At 37.5% G+C, this 21,111-nt stretch carries 17 protein-coding genes; all 17 read left to right on the top strand.

Features of this window, described 5'->3' with window-relative positions; all coding sequences use genetic code 11:
* Window position 1 precedes the first annotated feature (1 nt).
* Window positions 2-1,114 (top strand): SusE domain-containing protein, encoded by a 1,113-nt coding sequence (locus HHL20_RS04335; protein WP_169229947.1) that lies wholly within the window; start codon window positions 2-4, stop codon window positions 1,112-1,114.
* 76 nt (window positions 1,115-1,190) lie between these two features.
* Window positions 1,191-3,347 carry a glycoside hydrolase family 97 protein gene (locus HHL20_RS04340; protein ID WP_169229948.1) on the top strand — a complete coding sequence of 719 codons (2,157 nt, stop codon included), beginning with the start codon at window positions 1,191-1,193 and terminating at the stop codon, window positions 3,345-3,347.
* A gap of 57 nt (window positions 3,348-3,404) precedes the next feature.
* Window positions 3,405-3,875, top strand: coding sequence for a DoxX family protein (locus tag HHL20_RS04345; RefSeq protein WP_169229949.1), 471 nt, complete (start codon window positions 3,405-3,407; stop codon window positions 3,873-3,875).
* Between the two features lie 4 nt (window positions 3,876-3,879).
* The gene (locus HHL20_RS04350; RefSeq protein ID WP_169229950.1) at window positions 3,880-4,239 is read left to right on the top strand and encodes a hypothetical protein; all 360 of its coding nucleotides are present in this window, start codon (window positions 3,880-3,882) and stop codon (window positions 4,237-4,239) included.
* Between the two features lie 35 nt (window positions 4,240-4,274).
* Window positions 4,275-6,128 (top strand): glycoside hydrolase family 13 protein, encoded by a 1,854-nt coding sequence (locus HHL20_RS04355; RefSeq protein WP_169229951.1) that lies wholly within the window; start codon window positions 4,275-4,277, stop codon window positions 6,126-6,128.
* Between the two features lie 181 nt (window positions 6,129-6,309).
* Entirely contained in the window at window positions 6,310-6,822 is a 513-nt protein-coding gene (locus tag HHL20_RS04360; RefSeq protein ID WP_169229952.1) for a nuclear transport factor 2 family protein, read from the top strand.
* Window positions 6,822-8,240 (top strand): MFS transporter, encoded by a 1,419-nt coding sequence (locus HHL20_RS04365; RefSeq protein ID WP_169229953.1) that lies wholly within the window; start codon window positions 6,822-6,824, stop codon window positions 8,238-8,240. The genes HHL20_RS04360 and HHL20_RS04365 overlap by 1 nt, the downstream gene beginning before the upstream one ends.
* A 206-nt stretch (window positions 8,241-8,446) precedes the next feature.
* The gene (locus HHL20_RS04370; protein WP_169229954.1) at window positions 8,447-9,175 is read left to right on the top strand and encodes a pirin family protein; all 729 of its coding nucleotides are present in this window, start codon (window positions 8,447-8,449) and stop codon (window positions 9,173-9,175) included.
* A 133-nt stretch (window positions 9,176-9,308) separates the two neighbouring features.
* Window positions 9,309-9,860 (top strand): NADPH-dependent FMN reductase, encoded by a 552-nt coding sequence (locus tag HHL20_RS04375; RefSeq protein ID WP_169229955.1) that lies wholly within the window; start codon window positions 9,309-9,311, stop codon window positions 9,858-9,860.
* 264 nt (window positions 9,861-10,124) lie between these two features.
* A complete protein-coding gene (gene purM, locus HHL20_RS04380) occupies window positions 10,125-11,117 on the top strand; it encodes a phosphoribosylformylglycinamidine cyclo-ligase (RefSeq protein ID WP_169229956.1) in 993 nt (330 codons plus the stop codon).
* 195 nt (window positions 11,118-11,312) lie between these two features.
* Window positions 11,313-11,879 carry a phosphoribosylglycinamide formyltransferase gene (purN, locus tag HHL20_RS04385; RefSeq protein ID WP_169229957.1) on the top strand — a complete coding sequence of 189 codons (567 nt, stop codon included), beginning with the start codon at window positions 11,313-11,315 and terminating at the stop codon, window positions 11,877-11,879.
* A gap of 523 nt (window positions 11,880-12,402) precedes the next feature.
* The gene (gene purH / locus HHL20_RS04390; protein ID WP_169229958.1) at window positions 12,403-13,920 is read left to right on the top strand and encodes a bifunctional phosphoribosylaminoimidazolecarboxamide formyltransferase/IMP cyclohydrolase; all 1,518 of its coding nucleotides are present in this window, start codon (window positions 12,403-12,405) and stop codon (window positions 13,918-13,920) included.
* Between the two features lie 270 nt (window positions 13,921-14,190).
* A complete protein-coding gene (gene purD / locus HHL20_RS04395; protein WP_169229959.1) occupies window positions 14,191-15,429 on the top strand; it encodes a phosphoribosylamine--glycine ligase in 1,239 nt (412 codons plus the stop codon).
* Between the two features lie 253 nt (window positions 15,430-15,682).
* Window positions 15,683-17,212 carry a glutamine-hydrolyzing GMP synthase gene (gene guaA / locus HHL20_RS04400; RefSeq protein WP_169229960.1) on the top strand — a complete coding sequence of 510 codons (1,530 nt, stop codon included), beginning with the start codon at window positions 15,683-15,685 and terminating at the stop codon, window positions 17,210-17,212.
* Window positions 17,213-18,050: 838 nt separating this feature from the next.
* A complete protein-coding gene (locus HHL20_RS04405; RefSeq protein WP_169229961.1) occupies window positions 18,051-19,562 on the top strand; it encodes a carbon-nitrogen hydrolase family protein in 1,512 nt (503 codons plus the stop codon).
* Window positions 19,563-20,320: 758 nt separating this feature from the next.
* Window positions 20,321-20,758 carry a transposase gene (locus tag HHL20_RS04410; protein ID WP_169229962.1) on the top strand — a complete coding sequence of 146 codons (438 nt, stop codon included), beginning with the start codon at window positions 20,321-20,323 and terminating at the stop codon, window positions 20,756-20,758.
* A gap of 1 nt (window position 20,759) precedes the next feature.
* Window positions 20,760-21,092 carry a helix-turn-helix domain-containing protein gene (locus HHL20_RS04415; RefSeq protein ID WP_169229963.1) on the top strand — a complete coding sequence of 111 codons (333 nt, stop codon included), beginning with the start codon at window positions 20,760-20,762 and terminating at the stop codon, window positions 21,090-21,092.
* Window positions 21,093-21,111 lie beyond the last annotated feature (19 nt).

The raw sequence follows: 21,111 nt of genomic DNA on the forward strand, positions 1-21,111 counted from the left end.
AATGAAAAAAATATTTAATGTTTTTTTAGTAGTACTGGTAGGGCTTTATCTTACCTCATGTGCTAAAGAAGATGATAAAATAGAACTAAATAATACATCGCAGGGAAAATTATCTGCAGATAAAACATCCGTTGTTTTAAATGAAACTATCGCAGATCAAGCTGCCCTGACCTTTACATGGGTAAATCCAACTTTTAGCCCTAATGTTAAGATGGCAAACTCATTGCAATTTGGCGTTGCGGGTACAAATTTTTCTCAAAGTGTATTGCAGGATTTACCCGTAGATAATAATACTATTTCTGTAACGCATCTTCAGCTAAATAATATCTTGGCACAAATGAGTGTGGCAGCAAACGTTGCTAAACCTATCGAAGTCAGAATGAGATCTGCTTTGAACAGTACAACATTTTATTACTCAAATGTACTTACTGTAAACATGACCGCATATACTCCAAATCCGGATTTAGTATATCCTAAAATAAATGTTCCTGGAGGATATGCCGGTGCGGCTGGATATGCAGACTGGAATCCGGCGAATGCCCCAAATTTATTCTCTCCTGAAAAAAATAACAAATACAGAGGATTTATTTATGTAACTAATCCTAATAGTGAGTACAAGTTTACCATTAATCAGGACTGGGCAGGAGATAAAGGAGACGATGGTACATTTACAGGAAAACTGGTAGAAACAGGAGAGCAGAATGTGAAAGCAGCTTTGGCAGGAACATATTACCTAAAAGTTGACTGGACTGGAAATACGTACTCTGCTACAATGGCTAACTTTGGAGTTATCGGAGATGCAACGCCTACAGGTTGGGGTTCGGATACAAATTTTGTCTACAATCCTGCTACCAAAACATATGTAATTAATTCTATCGCTTTAAGCAATTCAGGAGTTTTTAAATTCAGAGCAAATGATGATTGGGCAATCAAGTTTCAGCCAGAATCAGCAGATGAGACAATTGTATCAGGAACTGCAATAAAAACATTCCTTAACACTGAAGGAACTGTAAATGGAGATCCAAGCTATAAAGTTTCTCAGGCTGGAAATTATAAGATAGAACTGGATTTACATAATTCAGCATACTATAAATTAACAATTACTAAATTGTAAAAATATAAAATAACATAGCAAAGTGTTGCTGAAAAGCAGCACTTTCTTTATTTTTAGACGTTTATAAATAATCATTATGAAGAAAATTACAGTGGGAGCATTATTGTTCTCGACAATGTTTGTTGGTATTAATGCCCAATCTTTACAATCACCGGACGGGAAGTTTGAGATGAACTTCCAGCTAAAGCAGGGAATCCCGTATTACAACCTAAAGTATAACGGAAATGTAGTGGTGGAGGATTCTAAATTGGGCCTGAGATTATTTAAAGATACCGCCATTAAATTTGCCTCGGAGATTGCTAAACCCGAAGATGCAAAGTTTGACCTGAACAACGGCTTTACCAAAACAGAAGAAAAAAGGGATTCTAAAAATGAAACCTGGCAGCCTGTGTTGGGAGAGAAGAAAAACTACATCAATCAATATAATGAATTGGCGGTAACCCTTCATCAAGACGCTACCGATAGAAATATTGTAGTTAAGTTCAGATTGTTCAATGACGGGTTAGGTTTCCGATATGAATTTCCACAGCAGAAAAACCTTAATTATTTTGTCATCCGTGAAGAAGATTCTGAAATTGATTTTCCAACGGATATGAAAGCTTGGTGGATTGCAGCCGATTATGATTCCCAGGAATACCAGCCGCAGACAACAAAAATTTCTGAAATTCCGGCAAGATGGCCTAATTCATTCGACAGTAATGCGTCGCAGCAAATGGTGCCGAATGCCGTTCAGTCGCCTTTAATGCTGAAAAAAGAAGGAAAAGATCCTTTGTACGTAAACGTTGGTGAAGCTGCGGTGTTAAATTATCCTGCTTCACATCTTGAAGTAGATCCGATTAATTTTAAATTTAAAACACACTTAACTCCCGACAGACAGGGTGCAAAAGGATACATCCAAACCTCTTCCGTTTCCCCATGGAGAACTATTATTGTTTCCCCGAAAGCTGAAGAAGTTTTAGCATCTAAAATGATGTTCAACCTGAATGAACCTACAAAATATACAGACACCTCGTACATTCACCCTACAAAATATATGGGTGTCTGGTGGGAAATGATCATCGGAAAATCTCAGTGGGCGTATTCCACCGCTGAAAACGTTCATATTGGAGTGACGGATTTTTCCAAACTAACACCCAATGGAAAACATGCCGCAAATAATACGAAAGTAAAAGAATACATTGATTTTGCTGCGGCCAACGGTTTCGGAGGACTTTTAATTGAAGGCTGGAATGCCGGATGGGAAGACTGGTTCGGACATTCAAAAGAATTTGTTTTCGATTTCATCACTCCGTATCCTGATTTTGATATCAAAATGCTGAATGAATATGCACATTCAAAAGGAATTAAGCTCATCATGCACCACGAAACCTCAGGTTCGGCCACGAATTACGAAAGATGGGCAGACAAAGCTTTTAAATTAATGAATGATTATGGTTATGATGCCGTGAAAACCGGTTATGTAGGAGACATTATCCCAAGAGGTGAGCATCATTATTCCCAATGGACCATCAACCATTTCTACAGGATTGCTGAGAAAGCCAATGAGTATAAGATCATGGTAAATTCCCATGAGTCGGTAAGACCGGGAGGAGAAAGCAGAACCTATCCGAACTGGATCTCTGCAGAAGCAGCAAGAGGAACAGAATTTGAAGCCTTTGCCGGAAACAATCCGGATCACCAGACGATTCTTCCGTTCACGAGATGGATGGGAGGACCGATGGATTATACACCGGGGATTTTCCAGACTAAACTGGATTATTATTTCCCGGGAGACAATCGTTTTGTAAAAACAACGCTGGTAAAACAGCTCGCTTTGTATGTGGTGATGTACATGCCGCTTCAGATGGCTGCAGATTTACCGGAGAACTACCAGAAACACATGGATGCTTTCCAGTTTATTAAAGATGTGGCTGCAGACTGGGATGATACAAAGATTTTATCAGCAGAGCCGGGAGATTATATCATCACGGCCAGAAAAGCAAAAGGTACAGAAAACTGGTTTGTAGGAGGAATCACCGACGAAAACAAACGTGATTACACGGTAGATTTTTCATTTTTAGATAAAGGAAAAAAATACGAAGCCACGATTTATGAAGATGGGAAAGACGCGGATTACATCAACAATCCACAGAGTTACAACATCTACAAAAAGCAGATCACGAGTAAGTCTAAAATCAATTTTAAAATGGTAAGAAGCGGAGGTTTCGCAATCTCTATCAAGCCTGTAAAATAATTTTAAATAATTAAAACCTTACAGATTTTCTGTAGGGTTTTTTTAACACAAATTCCTATGATAAAAAGAATTATAAATCCCATTCAAATGCCATTTTGGTGGCAGGATTTTCTGTTTACTATTCCCAGAATAGTGTGTGGATATTTACTGACTAGCGACTTTGGAGCCGCAAAATTTGGTTTGCCATGGTCCCCGGAAGATAACAATTTGAAATTTTTTGAAGTAGCATTCTGGTTTCCAAATGATGTTTCTGAATACGGAGGGATTTTTGCAATGTTTCCCGCATTCTTTGCGTGGATGGGAGCATTCAGTGAAGGAGTGGGAGGGATTTTTTTATTATTGGGACTGTTTACCAGACCTTTCGCAGTTCTTATTTTCATTACCATGTTCGTAGCTGCATTTTTTCAGCAGGCAAATCAAGGTGTCTGGAATATGTTGCCGGCAATGGGAATTATGTGGTTGAGTTTATTTTATATCATTTTAGGCTCAGGAAGATTGGGATTAGATTATCTAATTGCTAAAAAATGAGCAGATGAATAAAATAGTACTTCTTATAATCTCTTGTTTTATAATGAGTAGCTGCGTTCAGAAGGCATATAAGCAGACTGTAATTTACACACTCAAAGTTCCCGCCCAGACAGAAGTTAAATCCATTGGGATAAGGGGAAGCGATAAACCTTTGAACTGGGAGCAGGATACCGAACTCGAAAAAATAAATGGCGATAATGTATATCAGGCGGAAGTAACCTATTTAACGGGTTATAAATTCACGGAAGTAAAATTTACATTGAATGGAGAATATGAACTTCAAAATATGCCGAATCGGAGGGTGGAATTTAAAAATTCGGGAATAACACACTACAATGCGGTTTTTAATAGGCCGGTAAAATAATATTTAATCACTCATGTAATTTTTAATAAATAATTATGTATCAGAAATTTATATATACAGTTTCACTTTTTGCTTCATCTTTATTTTTTTCACAAATTCAGAAAGTAGAACCTGCCTTTTGGTGGAAAGGGATGAAGAATCCTGAACTTCAGATTTTGGTTTATGGAAAAAACATTGCCAATGACCAGATTGAGTTTTCAGACGGAGTTCAGATTAAGGATATTCAAAAGGTTGAAAATCCGAATTATGTTTTTGTAACGGTAAATACCAATGAAATCAATGTTCCGAAATTCAATATCAGTATTAAGAAAGGAAAAAAGAACATCAGCACGTACACCTATGAGTTGAAACAGAGACAGTCTAATTCCGCAGCAAGGGAATCCTTTACCTCGAAAGATGTAATGTACCTGATTATGCCAGACCGTTTTGCCAACGGTGATGAGAAAAACGATTCGAGCCCGCAACTAACAGAAAAAGCAAACAGAAGTCTTCCCGGCGGACGTCACGGTGGAGATTTACGCGGAATCATCAATAACCTCGACTATATTCAAAACCTGGGAGCAACAGCAGTATGGCTAACCCCTGTGAATGAAGACAACGAAAAAGTGTATTCTTATCACGGCTATGCACAAACCGATTTATATAAGATCGATGCACGGTATGGAACCAATGAAGAATATCGCGAACTTTCACAAAAATTAAATAAAAGGAATATGAAACTGGTGATGGATTACGTCACTAATCATTGGGGAGTTTCGCATTGGATGATCAAAGATTTGCCGACAAAAGATTGGATTCACTGGTTTGAAGATGGTGAAAATGGATTTAAACGGTCTAATTACAAAACCACCACCCAATTTGATACCAATGCTTCCGATATAGACAAGAAAATCGCCCTTGACGGATGGTTTGATACTACAATGCCTGACATCAACCAAAAAAATCCGCTGGTGTTAAAGTACCTTACACAAAATGCAATCTGGTGGATTGAATATGCTGAACTTGGCGGCTTCCGTGTAGATACTTATCCTTACAACGATAAGGAGGCTATGGCAAAATGGGCAAAAGCCATTACCGACGAATATCCTAATTTTAATATCGTGGGAGAAACGTGGCTGAATACAGCGGGGCATATTTCGGCATGGCAAAAAAATTCAAAAACAGGGGAGGCGGCGAATTACAATTCGTATCTGCCATCGGTCATGGATTTTATGCTGTACGGAGACCTTCCGAGAGCACTTAAAGAAAAAGAAGGCTGGGACAGCGGGATGAACAGGATTTACAATACCTTATCCAGCGATTTCCTGTATCCCGATATCAATAATGTGATGGTTTTCTTTGAAAATCATGATACCGAAAGATGGAACGAAATTTTTAACGACGATCCGAAAGCATATCAATTAGGATTAACCCTGATTGCTACCGTTCGCGGAATTCCACAGATTTATTACGGTTCGGAAGTGGGAATGCGGGGTGACAAAAACAAAGGTGGTGACGCGGATATTAGAAGAGATTTTCCCGGCGGCTGGAAATCTGATAAACAAAATGCCTTTAATCCTTCAATGCAGACGTCCATGCAAAAAGAATTTTATCAGTTTACCCAAAAGCTCCTGAACTGGAGAAAAGGAAAAGAAGTCATCCATACCGGAAAAACAAAAAATTTCTTCCCTCAGAATGATGTTTTTGTGTATTTTAGATATAATGAAAAAGAAAGTGTGATGGTTGTTTTAAATAACAGCGATGCGGAACAGGCTGTAGATGTAAAACATTTCGCAGAATCACTTAAAACTTTTACGAAAGGAAAAGATATTCTCTCTGATAAAGAATTTTCAATAAGGGAAAACTTTAAAATTCCTGCAAAAACGTCGATGGTTGTTGAATTGAAATAAAACACGAATAGCACAAAATATTTTCACAAATATCACAATTAATCTTTGTGATCTTATTTAAGTGAATAGTTTATGCTGAGCTTGTCGAAGCACCTTTGCGAACTTAAAAACAGTTAGTAGTTAAAAGAAAATTTTGCGCTCTTTGCGTTAAAAAATAAAATTTTAAGGTTTATAATTAAATATGAAAAAAACAACAATATTCTTTACTTTCATCGTATGTATATTGAGCTTTACGACCATTTCAGCTCAGAAAAAATTTGAAAAAGAAAAAACAGAAATCGGAGCAATGCTTGACGGATTCAACGTTGCAGCCGCAAAAGCAGATTTTACAACCTATTTCAATTATTTCGCTGATGAATCTACCTTCATCGGGACAGATGCAACGGAAGTCTGGGACAAAAAAGCCTTTATGAACTGGGCAAAGCCTTATTTTGATAAAAACACAACCTGGAATTTTACATCACTGAAAAGAAATATCTATTTCAGCAAAGATGGTAAAATGGCCTGGTTTGATGAGCTGCTGGATACCCAGATGAAAATCTGCCGCGGTTCTGGTGTTTTAGAAAAAATAAACGGGCAGTGGAAAGTGAAACAGTACGTACTTTCCGTAACAGTTCCAAATGATGTTGTAGATAAAGTGGTTGAAATAAAAGCTCCGATAGAAGATATATTAATTCAAAAACTAAAGCAGTAATGGCAGAAATGACAGGAAAAGTAGATTCCGGTAAATTTGGTAAAGTGAAAAAGCCCAATTTATCAATGCTTCAGATCATCAATATGAGCATGGGATTCTTAGGAATCCAGATGGCTTTCGGCTTACAAAACGGAAACGCAAGCCGGATTTTGGCCAACTTTGGAGCAGATGTTCATGAATTATCATGGTTCTGGCTGGTAGCGCCGGTTACCGGGCTTATCGTTCAGCCCATAATCGGTCATATGGGAGATAATACCTGGAGCCCGCTGGGAAGAAGAAAGCCATACTTTTTACTGGGAGCTGTTTTATGTGCAATCGGACTGGTAATGCTTCCAAATGCCGCTTCTGCAACGCAGGTGATGGCTGCAAATGTGCTGCTGATGGCCGTGATTTTTCTTGCAATGATGGATGCGTCCATTAATGTGGCTATGGAACCTTTCCGTGCTTTAGTAGGAGATATGCTGCCGAAGCATCAGGCAACCATCGGTTTTTCGGTTCAGACAATTCTAATCGGCATCGGAGCGGTTATCGGATCAGATCTGCCGGGATGGCTTACGAAATTGGGCGTTTCCAATGAGGCTCCAAAAGGATTCGTAGCAGATAATGTGATTTATTCTTTCTACATTGGCGCAGCCGTTCTCATCGTGTCAATTTTATATACCATTATTACGACCAAAGAATATTCGCCGGAGGAATTTGCATCCTTTGAAGGTGGAAAACCAATCGCAGAAGAAAAATCCAAACTTTCAGATATTTTTAAAGACTTTAAAAATGTACCTTCCCAGATGAAAAAATTAGGAATTGTACAGTTCTTTTCCTGGTTTGCCTTATTTACCATGTGGGTTTTTACAACAAGTGCATTGGCAACACATCATTTCGGGCTTTCCCCGGATGATACCCATTCTGCGGAATTTAACAAAGCGGGAGACTTAACGGGAAGCTTGTTCGGAAGTTATAATTTCTACGCCATTTTCTTTGCTTTTGCTTTAACACCGATTGCAAAATTCATCGGTAAAAAACAAACACATGCATTAGCCTTGGCTTGTGGAGGACTGGGCCTGATCGCCATGTATTTTATTAAAGACATTCATTATCTGTGGATTTCAATGGTCGGACTGGGATTCGCCTGGGCAAGTATTTTGGCGATGCCTTATGCAATGCTGATCGATTCGATTCCGCAGAATAAAATGGGGGTGTATATGGGAATATTCAACTTTTTTATTGTAATTCCTCAAATCATTAACGGAATTTTTGGAGGACCGATTGTAAGCCGTATTTTCGGTAAAATGGCAATTGATTATATCGTAGTCGGTGGAATCTGTATGTTGTTGGGAGCCGTACTAACAATGGTTTTCATTAAATCTGAACATGATACTCCAAAGGAAATTGAAGAAGAAATCAAGCAGGTACATTTTTAAACAATAAATAATCAATAGGAGCGGGCTTTAGCCCGCTTTTTTTATACCATAATCTTTGGGCTTTAGCCGAAAATACGCTCGATTCCTTTCCTCAAATCATTGGAATGAATACAAAAACCAATAAAATTGACTAAAATCTATTCTTATCTTACATCAACAATTTAGCAGTTTATTGAACGTACATTTGTACCATAAATAATCACAATATGAAAACAGTATATCATAAAGCAGATACAAGAGGCCACGCCAATCACGGTTGGCTGAATTCTTACCATACTTTCAGTTTTGCCAATTATCAAAATAATGAAAGAACGCATTTTGGAGCGCTCAGAGTCTTAAATGACGATACCGTTACCCAGGGAATGGGTTTCGGAACGCATCCTCACCGGGATATGGAAATCATTTCAATTCCGCTGGAAGGCGATCTTGAACACAAAGATTCAATGGGCACAACAGCAGTCATTAAAAAAGGAGAGATTCAGGTGATGAGTGCGGGAACCGGAGTAATGCACAGCGAGTACAATAAAAATAAAGATCAAGCAGTAAAATTTCTGCAGATCTGGGTGTTCCCGAGGGAAACCGGTGTTGAACCGAGATACGATCAGAAAAGCATTAAAGAAGGTGAAAAAATAAACGGCTTCCAGCAGATCCTTTCTCCCGATAAGAACGATGACGGAGTCTGGATTCATCAGGATGCCTGGTTTAACCTCGCAAATTTTACCAAAGGAAACGGTAAAAATTATATGCTTCATAAAAAAGAAAACGGAGTCTATGCCTTTGTATTAAAAGGAAGTGCAAAAATTGGCGACAGAATATTAAATGAAAAAGACGGCTTAGGAATCTGGGATACCCAAAGTTTCAACATTGAGGCTGTAGAAAACACAGAAATCCTTTTAATGGAAGTTCCGATGGAATTACCTGCATATCTTAAATAAACCCTAATTTTGCACAACAAATTCCCCGCCCTTGGAGGGGTGGCGAAAATTCAGAATGAATTTTTGAGGGGTGGTTAATCAAAATTTAGTCGGATAAAATAACAAAACATACTTTAAATTAGATATAAAAACAATGAAAATTTTAGCAATAGCCGGAAGCAATTCCGATACATCGATCAATAAACTTTTAGTTACTTATGCAGCTTCACTTATTCAGAATGCAGAAGTGGAAGTGGTAGACATGAATGAATTTGAAATGCCGATCTACAAGCACCAGCGCGAAGTAGAAGGCGGAGTTCCTCAGGAAGCAAAGAATTTTGCAGCCAAAATCGATGCGGCAGATGTACTTGTGGTTTCTTTATCTGAGCACAACGGAACTTATTCTTCTGCATTTAAAAATGTATTCGACTGGACTTCCAGAATCAAAGACAGAGCCGTGTGGAACGAAAAACCGATGCTGTTAATGGCTACAGCTCCCGGCGCAAGAGGCGGATTGGGTGTTTTAGAAGCAGCAACCAAGCGTTTCCCGCTTCACGGAGGAAATATTATAGACACTTTTACCCTGCCTTTCTTCAATGACAATTTTGACAAATCGGCTCAGAAAATTTCTAATGAAGAGAAAGACAATGAATTGAAGGAAAAAACCGCAAAACTTTCGGCAGTAGAAATTATCCTTGAAAAATAGATTTGAATATTAATTTAAAATTAATATCTTTGCAAAAAGAAATAAAGATGAATATTCAGACCACTTTTAAAGAATGTTTCTCCAAGAAAGGGAATGTTGTGGGCTCTGAAATAATCAGATAAAACATCGGCCGATAATCTACTAAGATTGTCGGCTTTTTTATTTTCGGAATTAGAACTAAAACATAGAAATAAATTGTGCCAATTTAGCCATTAACGATTAAATTGTTAAATTGTTAAACTGATACACTGTTACATTAATAATATGAGCAACACTTACAAATCCGCAGGAGTAGACAAAGAAGAAGGGTACAAAACCGTTGACAAAATCAAAAAAGCTGTGGGCGAAACTCACAATTCCAATGTATTGAATCATTTGGGAAGCTTTGGGGCTTTCTATGAAATCGGAGGTTACAAAAATCCTGTTCTTGTTTCGGGAACCGACGGTGTAGGAACAAAACTTAAAGTAGCTTTAGACTCAAAAAAATACGACTCGATAGGAGTAGACTGTTTTGCAATGTGTGCTAACGATATTCTGTGTCATGGGGCAAAACCTTTATTCTTCCTCGATTATCTGGCTTGCGGAAAACTTGATTCTGAAATTGCTGCAGAAATTGTTTTAGGAATGGTAGAAGCCTGTAAAGATAACAACTGTGCGTTAATTGGCGGAGAAACTGCCGAAATGCCGGGAATGTATCAGCCGGGAGACTATGACGTTGCAGGATTCTGCGTAGGAATTGTAGAAAAAGATCAGATTATTGACGGCTCAAAAATCAAAGCCGGCGATAAAATCATCGCATTGCCAAGCTCGGGATTCCATTCAAACGGATTCTCGCTGGTAAGAAAAGTATTTCCTGATTTCAACGAAGAATTCGAAGGAAAACCTTTGTACGAAACGCTTTTGGTTCCTACAAGATTATATTATAAAGACATTCATAAAATCCTTGAAGAAGTTCAGGCAGCAGGTATCGCCCACATTACAGGTGGTGGTTTATACGAAAACATCCCGAGAATTATCGGTGAAGGATTATGTGCTTCCATTGATGCTTCAAAAATCCAGATCCCAAGTATTATACTGGAACTGGAAAAAAGAGGTGGTGTAGCCCGTGAAGAAATGTTCGGAACCTTCAATATGGGAGTAGGAATGATCGTTGTAGTGGATGCGGAACACGCCGAAAAAGTATTGCACCTTTTGGATGATGCTTACGAAATCGGAGAAATTACAGAAGGAAACGAAAAAATAAATCTGTCATTTTAATGTAACAATATAGCAATGCAACAGTTTACCAATTTGAAATATTGTTAGAATGATAAATTGCTACATTAAATTAATTTTAGGAGCTTAATCCCGCTTTCCGCTATATCTTTTTCGCCGCCGCTTTTTTAAAAAGCCATTTCAGAAAAAGGATGCCGCTGCAATCGGGGCTAGTTAATAACAGCCTCTCAAAATAAAATGAAAAACTTAGTTATACTCATTTCAGGTTCAGGAACCAATCTTCAGAGAATTATTGATACTATTGATAACGGAGAAATCCGGAATGCAAAAGTATCTCTGGTTGTTGCCGACAGAGAATGTTACGGACTGGAAAGAGCAAAAAAACATAACATAAAGAATACCTTGATTCCGAGAGGGAAAAATTTCAGCAGCGAATTGGCTGAAGTAATTCCTGAAGATACAGACTTAATCGTTTTAGCCGGATTTTTATCCATTCTGAAACCTGAGTTCTGCGAAAAATGGAATGGGAAGATAATCAATATTCATCCGGCGTTGCTTCCGAAATTCGGAGGTAAGGGAATGTGGGGGCACCATGTTCATAACGCTGTGATTGAAGCCGGAGAAAAAGAAAGCGGAGCCACCGTACATTTTGTAACCTCAGGAATTGATGAAGGAGAAGCGATTCTGCAGAAGTCATTTGAAATTACAGAAGACGATACTCCTGAAACCGTTGCGGAAAAAGTTCATTTAATAGAATACGAAATTTTCCCGATAGCGATAAATAAAGTATTAAATAATAATTAAACAGTAATTAGACATTAATTATTAGCGATACAAAAAATTCCCCTCTTCTGGAGGGGTGACAAAAATTCAAAGAATTTTTGACGGGGTGGTTAAAAAACTAACAACAATGAAAGGCTTCGACAAGCTCGCCTGACAACGCAACATAGCCACTCAGTTTGTTATTCCATAGGAATCTAAGCTTAGTCGAGATGCTTTTAAGCATGACAAACAGAAGAGAGAATAGTTAGTATTAGAGATGTTATGCTGAGCCAAGAGTTTATCCTGAACTTGTCAAAGAAAATCATCTCTTTAATCAAAAACACATTTAGATTTAAATTATTTCGAAAAAATTGAAAATCTAAGTAAAAATAAATAAGATCGGAGGTGAAAGAACCGGTCTACAGTTTGAAATAGCTGTAAAAAGTAAAATTGAAAGTAAAGTTCTTTAAGTGTTGGAGTCCTGAAAGGACGACCTACATCAGGATAGGATGAAGTCCTATCAGATTTACAATAAGAATTATTACAAGAAAAAATCGAAAGTAAAATGAGCAAAAAAAGAGTTTTAATCAGTGTTTCTGACAAAAGCGGATTGACTGAATTCGCGCAGTTTTTGGAAGCCCAAAATTATGAATTGATTTCTACAGGAGGGACATTCAAACATTTGAAAGATGCTGGTTTAAATCCGATTCAGATTGATGAAGTTACCGATTTTCCGGAGATGCTGGACGGAAGAGTAAAAACATTGCACCCGAAGGTTCACGGCGGATTGCTGGCGGTTCGTTCCAACGAAGAACACATGAATACCGTTCAGGAGCATGGAATTGGCCTGATTGACATGGTTATTGTAAACCTTTATCCGTTCTTCGAAAATGTTAACAAAGACATTTCCCTTCACGAAAAAGTAGAATTTATCGATATCGGAGGCCCTTCAATGCTACGTTCTGCCGCTAAAAATTTTGATTCCGTTACGGTAATTACGGATGTTGAAGATTATGCAACCGTAAAAATCGAAATGGAACAAAACGGCGATACTTACATCGAAACCCGTAAAAAACTGGCAGGAAAAGTATTCAATCTTACTTCAGCTTATGATGCAGCAATTTCAAGAATGCTTTTAGAAGAAGAATATCCTACCTATCTGAATGCTTCTTACAAAAAGGTTTCTGATCTAAGATACGGAGAAAATCCTCATCAGACAGCGGCTTACTACGTTTCTACTTTCGAAAACGGAGCAATGAAAGATTTCCAACAATTAGGAGGTAAAGAATTATCTTTCAATAACCTTCGTGATATGGATCTTTGCTGGAAAGTAGTTACCGAATTTAAAGAAGAAATGGCCTGTTGTGCTGTGAAGCATTCCACACCTTGCGGAGTGGCGATCGGAACTTCGGCGCTGGAAACATACCAGAAAACTTTTGAATGTGATCCTGTCTCCATTTTTGGCGGAATTGTTGCAATGAACTATAAAATCGATGCGGCAACAGCTGAAGAATTAAACAAAACGTTCCTTGAAATCGTTATGGCTCCCGAATTTGACGAGGAAGCACTCGAAATCTTAAGAAAGAAAAAAAATCTGAGAATTATAAAAATCGTAAACCCTGTTTCTGACAAACAGACCTGGGTGAAGATTGACGGAGGTATTTTGGTTCAGGATAACGACAGCATCTTCTCTGAAGACATCAAGGTTGTTACTGAAACCCAGCCTACCGAAGAGCAGAAAAAAGCATTATTATTCTCCCAGAGAGTAGTAAAATACGTAAAATCCAATGCAATTGTAGTATCCAACGGAATTCAGGCTTTCGGAATCGGTGGCGGACAGGTAAACAGAATCTGGGCAACCCAACAGGCGATCGAGAGAGCAAAAGAGAAATTCTCCGGCGATCTTGTATTGGCTTCCGATGCGTTTTTCCCGTTCCGTGATGTAGTAGATTTCTGCGCTCAGGAGGGTATTACGGCAATTATTCAGCCGGGAGGAAGTGTGAAGGATCAGGACAGCATTGATGCTGCCAATGAGCACAACATCCCGATGATGTTTACGGGAATAAGACATTTTTTACATTAATTAAAATTAAATTAAAATTATAGATGAAAATCTGTAATTTAGGATAGATTGCTTTCCGGTCTTTGCTGAGTGTTATAGTTTATGCTGAGCCTGCCGAAGTGCCTTTGCGAACTTAAAAAGCAGTCAGTTATTAAAGATATCTTAGCGGACTTTGCGTTAAAAATTTTTATTGAGATTAAATGCATACATCCGGAAATTATATTTTGAGATTGTATTTATAGCATTCAAAATTATATATTTGTAAAATTAGACTAGATAATTAAATAAAGTATGAGAATATTAATCATAGGTGAAGGTGGAAGAGAATCTGCTTTGGCAGCCAAGCTTCAGAACGATTCAAGAATTACGAAGATGTTTTTCGCCAACGGAAACGCTACCACTGATGTAATAGGAAAAAATGTTCATTTATCAGAGATTAAAGAACTTAGAGATTTTGCCATCAAAGAAAAGATCGATTTAACGATCGTTGGTCCTGAAGCTCCTCTTGTAGCAGGTCTGAAGGACGAATTCAAGAAGCATGATCTTAAAGTTTTTGGTCCTAACCAGAAAGTGGCAAGTCTTGAAGGAAGCAAGGCTTTCTCGAAAAAATTTATGCAGACCTATGATATCAAAACAGCAAAAGCCGTAGTATTTGATTCATATAACGAAGCCAAAGAATATGTTCAGACCCAGCAGTATCCGTTAGTGATCAAAGCAAGTGGTCTTGCAGGAGGAAAAGGGGTCGTAATCTGCGATACGCAGGAAGAAGCAGAAGCAACCATTCATGACTTCATGATCAGAAGAGTGTATGGAGATGCAGGGATCCGTTTAGTTATCGAAGAATATCTGGAAGGTTTTGAAGCTTCAATCATCGCATTCTCAAACGGTGAAAAATTATTCCCTTGTATTGCTGCAAAAGATTATAAAAAAGCAGGAAACGGTGATACAGGACCTAATACAGGAGGAATGGGAACAGTAGCTCCAAGTCCGGAATTCACTCAGGAACATTATGCTGACTTTGAAAAAAATATCCTTGAACCTACTTTAAAAGGTCTTAAAGCAGAAGGTTTCGGTTTCAAAGGAATTATTTTCTTTGGATTGATGGTTACCAAAAACGGAACCTATCTGTTAGAATACAACATGAGATTCGGAGATCCTGAAACTCAGGTATTGATGGCTTTGATGGAAAACAATCTTCTTGATGTAATTCAGGATTGTATGGACGGAAAAGACATTGAGCTTAAATTTAAAGACGAAAAAGCCGTTTGTCTTGTTATGTGTTCGGGAGGATATCCGAGAAACATCGAAACAGGTTTCGAAATTGTAGGTGAAGAAAAGCTGAAATACAGCAAACTTTTATATGCAGGTGCCGTAAGAAAGGGTGACAAAGTAGTTTCAAACGGTGGAAGAGTACTCAATATCGTAGCTACGGGAGCAACTTACGAAGATGCCCGCAAAAAAGTGTACGAAGACGCAAGCCATGTACATTTCGATTACGGCTTCTATAGAGAAGACATCGGAAAGTTTTAAAAAATAAATCACGGAAAAAGATTTGGAGCAATCCAGGTCTTTTTTTGTAAAAGTTTTATCAATAAAATTGAATTAGGTCATCCTGAGTAAAGTATAATAAAACCTATTAATACAATTTAAAGACTTAGATGTAGCCCTGAAAGGGCGAAACACAATAGCTCCGGGTATAACCCGGATAACCGAAAATAATGTAATTGAATATTTAATCAATCACATTAATCATTTATCAATCATCATTTATCAATTATAAAAAATGAACAACGGTATTATCATTTTAGATTTCGGATCACAGTACAACCAGCTTATCGGAAGAAGAATCCGTGAAATGGGCGTTTATTCCGAGATTTTACCATTCAATACACCCTTAGAAACCATATTAGAAAAACAGCCGAAAGGAATCATTCTTTCCGGTGGACCAAGCTCTGTAAATGCTGAAAATGCCCATCTTGTTCAAAAAGAACTGTATGAGCAGGGCGTTCCGGTTCTGGGAATCTGCTACGGAATGCAGCTAACGGCGCACCTTTTAGGTGGGAAGGTTCATAAAGGCGTAAAAGGAGAGTACGGAAAAGCGCACCTTGAAATTGTAAAAGAAAGTTCTTTACTGAAAGGCGTAACCAATAATTCTATTGTTTGGATGAGCCACTTTGATGAGGTAGGCCAGCTGCCTGCAGGCTTTGAGCTGAATGCTCAGTCCGGGGTGATCGCTTCCATGGCGAATGAAGATAAGAAAATCTATTGCGTACAGTTTCACCCGGAAGTTTCTCATACCGAAGAGGGCGGAAAAATGCTTGAAAATTTTGTTTTTGGAATCTGTAATGCAGAGAAAAACTGGAAACTGACCAATTATATCGAAAAAACAGTTGAGGAAATCCGTGAAAGAGTGGGAGATCAAAAGGTAATTCTCGGACTTTCCGGAGGGGTAGATTCTTCTGTAGCAGCGGTATTGATTCACCGTGCCATCGGTGATCAGCTGACGTGTATTTTTGTTGATACAGGATTGTTGAGAAAAGATGAAGGCAAGAAAGTAATGGACAATTACGGAGAGCATTTCCATATGAATATTAAATTAGTGGATGCTTCCGAAAGATTTTTATCTAAATTGGCCGGAGTTGATGACCCTGAAGCCAAAAGAAAAATTATCGGGAATGAGTTCATCCATGTTTTTGACGAAGAATCCCATAAAATTGAAGGGGCTAAATTCTTAGCGCAGGGAACGATTTATCCCGATGTTATTGAAAGCCAGTCGGTAAACGGCCCTTCAGCCGTAATCAAGTCTCACCATAATGTGGGTGGACTTCCTGAAGAAATGGAATTTGAATTGCTGGAGCCTTTAAGAGAATTATTCAAGGATGAAGTAAGAAAAGTAGGTGAAGAACTGGGAATTCCGCATCATTTGGTTCACAGACATCCATTTCCTGGTCCTGGTTTAGGAATCAGAATATTAGGAGCAGTTGACGCCGAAAAAGTGAGAATTCTTCAGGAAGCAGATGATATTTTCATTGAGGAATTGTATAAAAATGATTTGTACGAAAAAGTTTCTCAGGCTTTCGTGGTACTGTTGCCGGTAAAATCTGTAGGCGTAATGGGCGATGAAAGAACTTACGAATACACAGCAGTCGTTCGTTCGGCCAATACCATCGACTTTATGACCGCAACATGGAGCAGGCTTCCTTACGAATTTTTAGATACGGTTTCAAGCAGAATCATCAATGAAGTAAGAGGAATCAACAGAGTTGCTTACGATATTTCAAGCAAACCGCCTGCAACAATTGAGTGGGAATAATCTTGACTTGAATTTTAGACATAAATCCTGCCTTTTTTGGTAGGATTTTTTTATGATAGCTATTTCCAGCTTTCCACTGTATCTTTTGGGTTGTGACCTCCGCTTCGCTCCGGCCACAATCCAAAAAGGATGCCGTTTCAATCTGGGCTAGGGTCGCAGTCGTCCTTTCAATTTTAGAAATTACCACTCAGTTTGCCATCCTGCAAGAATCTAAGCAACTTGATTCTGAAAAAGCAGTATACAGACTATTTCCGGGTGATAAAGTTTAGTAAATTCAATGTATTAATTAAAAATAGCTAATGTTTAAGAAATCTTCATAATCGTTATGATTAAATTGTTTTAAAGTAATGTGAGTTCGATGTAAAAATAGTACAGAAATATCAATAGAAATGGGCTTTAGCCCATTTTAATAATGTTAAGAAAACAATTGGCTTTAGCCAAAACTTATTAAATTTCGGTTTAATGTTAATTTGGAATCTTTACATCGAACTGAACCCTAACGTGCAATTAGTAAAATTACAATGAATTGGTTATCAATTAATTTTCAATCTTCTTGCATGACAGCATTGTGTATACAATAAGATTAAGCAATTGTTGGCTTTGTCTTCAATATTAGCTTAAAATACATCAAAATCTTTTGTCTTTTGCGGTTAAAAGATTGGTAATTCAAAATTGAAATTAGATTGCAAGCAATGTATGCTGAAGTTGACTATTGTTAGCTTTTTGTATTCAACACGTAGCTTAAATAAATCAAACCTTTTGTGACTTTTGCGTTTAAAAACTTGTGTATTATAGATAAGTCTCAGTTTTTCCCTAAATTTAGGTAAAATTACATCCAATGCAAATAGAAACAAGACCATTATCCGTCCAGGATTATGACGAGCTGGTAGAAACAATGAGGAGAGCTTATCCGCAAATGTCCGAATATGTCTGGTCAAAAAAAAGCATAGAAAAATTAACAAGAATATTTCCTCAGGGACAGATCTGCATTACCGTTGACGGAAAACTGGCAGCTGTGGCACTTTCCATTATTGTAAACTATGATGAATTCGGAGATGACCACACCTACAGCGATATTACCGGAAATTATACATTCAATACACATATTGCCACAGGAAATGTTCTGTATGGAATAGAAGTCTTCGTCGATCCTGAATTTCGTGAATTGAGATTAGGAAGGAGATTGTACGATGCCCGAAAAGAATTATGTGAATTATTAAATTTAAGATCGATCATTTTAGGAGGAAGAATCCCGAATTACCATAAGCACAGCGAGCTTTCGCCAAGAGAATATATCAGAAGAGTTAGGGATAAGGAAATTTATGATCCGGTGCTTTCCTTTCAGCTTTCAAATAATTTTTTGCCCATCAGGGTTTTGAAAAAATATCTTCCCGAAGACGAATCTTCAAAAGAAAATGCCGTGCTCCTGCAATGGAATAATATTTACTACAGTAAAAAGCCCAATACCATGCAGGACAGTATTATTCGTTTGGGACTTGTCCAGTGGCAGATGAGACATTTTAAAGATATTGATGCATTTTACGAACAGGTAGAGTTTTTTGTAGATGTGATGGGAGACTATAAAGCAGACTTCGTCCTCTTTCCGGAGTTGTTCAATACCCCTTTACTGGCTCCTTTCAACAAGCTTTCCGAAAGAGACAGCATGATTGAGCTCGCCAAATTAACGGAAGAAATCAAAATGAAAATTTCTGATCTGGCCATCAGTTACAATGTCAATATTATCTCCGGAAGCATGCCGGTTTTCGAAAATAATGATCTGTATAATGTAAGTTACCTTCTTCACAGAGACGGAAGAGTGGATGAATACAGGAAAATTCACATTACGCCTAATGAAAAAAAATATTACGGAATGAAAGGCGGAAGCGAAATCAGGGTTTTTGATACCGATTGCGGAAAAATAGGACTTGTAATTTGCTATGATGTTGAATTTCCGGAGCTGCCGAGAATTTTGGCAGATCAGGGGATGAAGATTCTTTTCGTTCCATATCTTACAGATACTCAAAACGCGTATATGAGAGTTCGGCACTGTGCAGCGGCAAGAGCCATTGAAAATGAATGCTATGTTGCTATTGCGGGCTGCGTAGGAAATCTTCCGGGGGTTAACAATATGGACATTCAGTTTGGGCAGGCGGCAGTTTTTACCCCGTCGGATTTTGCTTTCCCGTCAAATGCCGTTAAAGGAGAAGCTACACCCAATACAGAAATGACACTGATTGTAGATGTAGATTTAAATCTTCTTAAAGATCTCCATCACCATGGCTCTGTACAGGTCATGAAAGACCGAAGGAAAGATCTTTATGAAACCTATCTGAAAAATAATATTTCTTAATTATTTTCATTAATTCCGAATTGTAAATCTTAACACCTCTACAACAAGAGGTGTTTTTTTAGTCCTATCTCTAAAATGTTATTAAAATTAATATCAATACTTATAAATAATTACTCTTGAAAAATGTCTACGAAATTTTTACAAATTATTAAACACTACATAACAATAATAATGTAATATTAGTATAGTAGATAATAAAAATACGAAGATAAACGTTGGTAATAAAACTAGGTAAATATTTACAAATAATATTTAGCTTAGTCCCATAAATCAATAAATAACTCTAATATTAATATTTAAATGTAAATGCTTTAAATATATTGTATTATTGTTTTGTTTTAGCTAAATTTGTAGAAATAGTTTAGTTTAAATAAAACTAATATTACACCAAAAAAAACTTTAACCTGACAAACCTGAACCATAGAATATTCATGAAGAAACCGGATTTTAATGAATCTTTACAGAACGATCGAAGATTTTATACCTTCTTACAATTCCCTCAATTCTTAAAAATACAAACTGCTGAAATTGATTTTATTTTGCTGAAGAATCATAATGTTATCGGTGCTCTCCATTAAATAAATACAAACACAATAAAATCATCTGGTAATGAATAATACATTGCACACGGATTGCAAAGTTTCAGTTTCTGGTATTTTTCGTAGTGTTTCTATCTCACCTTTTCTATCGGGGATAGAGAATTTTATTCAGCCAAAATATTAAACACCATTTTTATTTTCACATATAATACTAAAAGGATGAAATTTGACTACAAAGAAATACACATAGGAAGTATCATAAAGACCCGGGTCGACGATACTGGAACTGATTTCGAAAGAATCTGCAAGTTCCTGAAAACGACAAAAGACAAAGTAGAAGAAATGTATCAGTCCAAAAGTTTAGACAGCGACATTCTCATGAGATGGAGCAAACTTCTGGAGTACGATTTTTTCAGGATATACTCGCAACATCTTATTCTCTATGCCCCGCCTTCCAAAGTAGATAAGCAGACAGAAAAAAAATCTTTGCTTCCCAATTTCCGCAAGAGTATCTATACAAGGGAAGTGATCGACTTTATTGTTGAGCTTATAGAAACCCAGGAAAAAACAATGCCCCAGATTGTGAAGGAATACAGAATTCCGAAATCTACGCTGCACAGATGGACCAAGAAATACGGTAATTTAAATAACGGATAACATGAAAAAAAAAATATCTCAACCAGATTTTAAAAAAATATATACAGATATCCTGCAAAAGAAGTTCCCGGAAAAAAAAGAACAGTGCGGTAAAATTTTGAGCAAAAAAAACCTCACGGAACTTGATGTAATTGCTATTAATAATATCATATTTACCCCTGTATCACAGGATGTTATCAAATCCAATCAGCAACACCGGTCGTACAGCAAGTCTACCATTATTAAGATTCTTGAATTTCAGAAAGAACACGGCCTCAACAATACCAAGCTGGCTTTGCATTATAAACTGAGCCGCAATACGGTTTCAAGATGGAAAAAACTTTTCGTCGTATAAATATCTACCGGCTTTGTCT

It is taken from the genome of Chryseobacterium cheonjiense (assembly GCF_012927265.1).
GTDB classification, from domain to species: domain Bacteria; phylum Bacteroidota; class Bacteroidia; order Flavobacteriales; family Weeksellaceae; genus Chryseobacterium; species Chryseobacterium cheonjiense.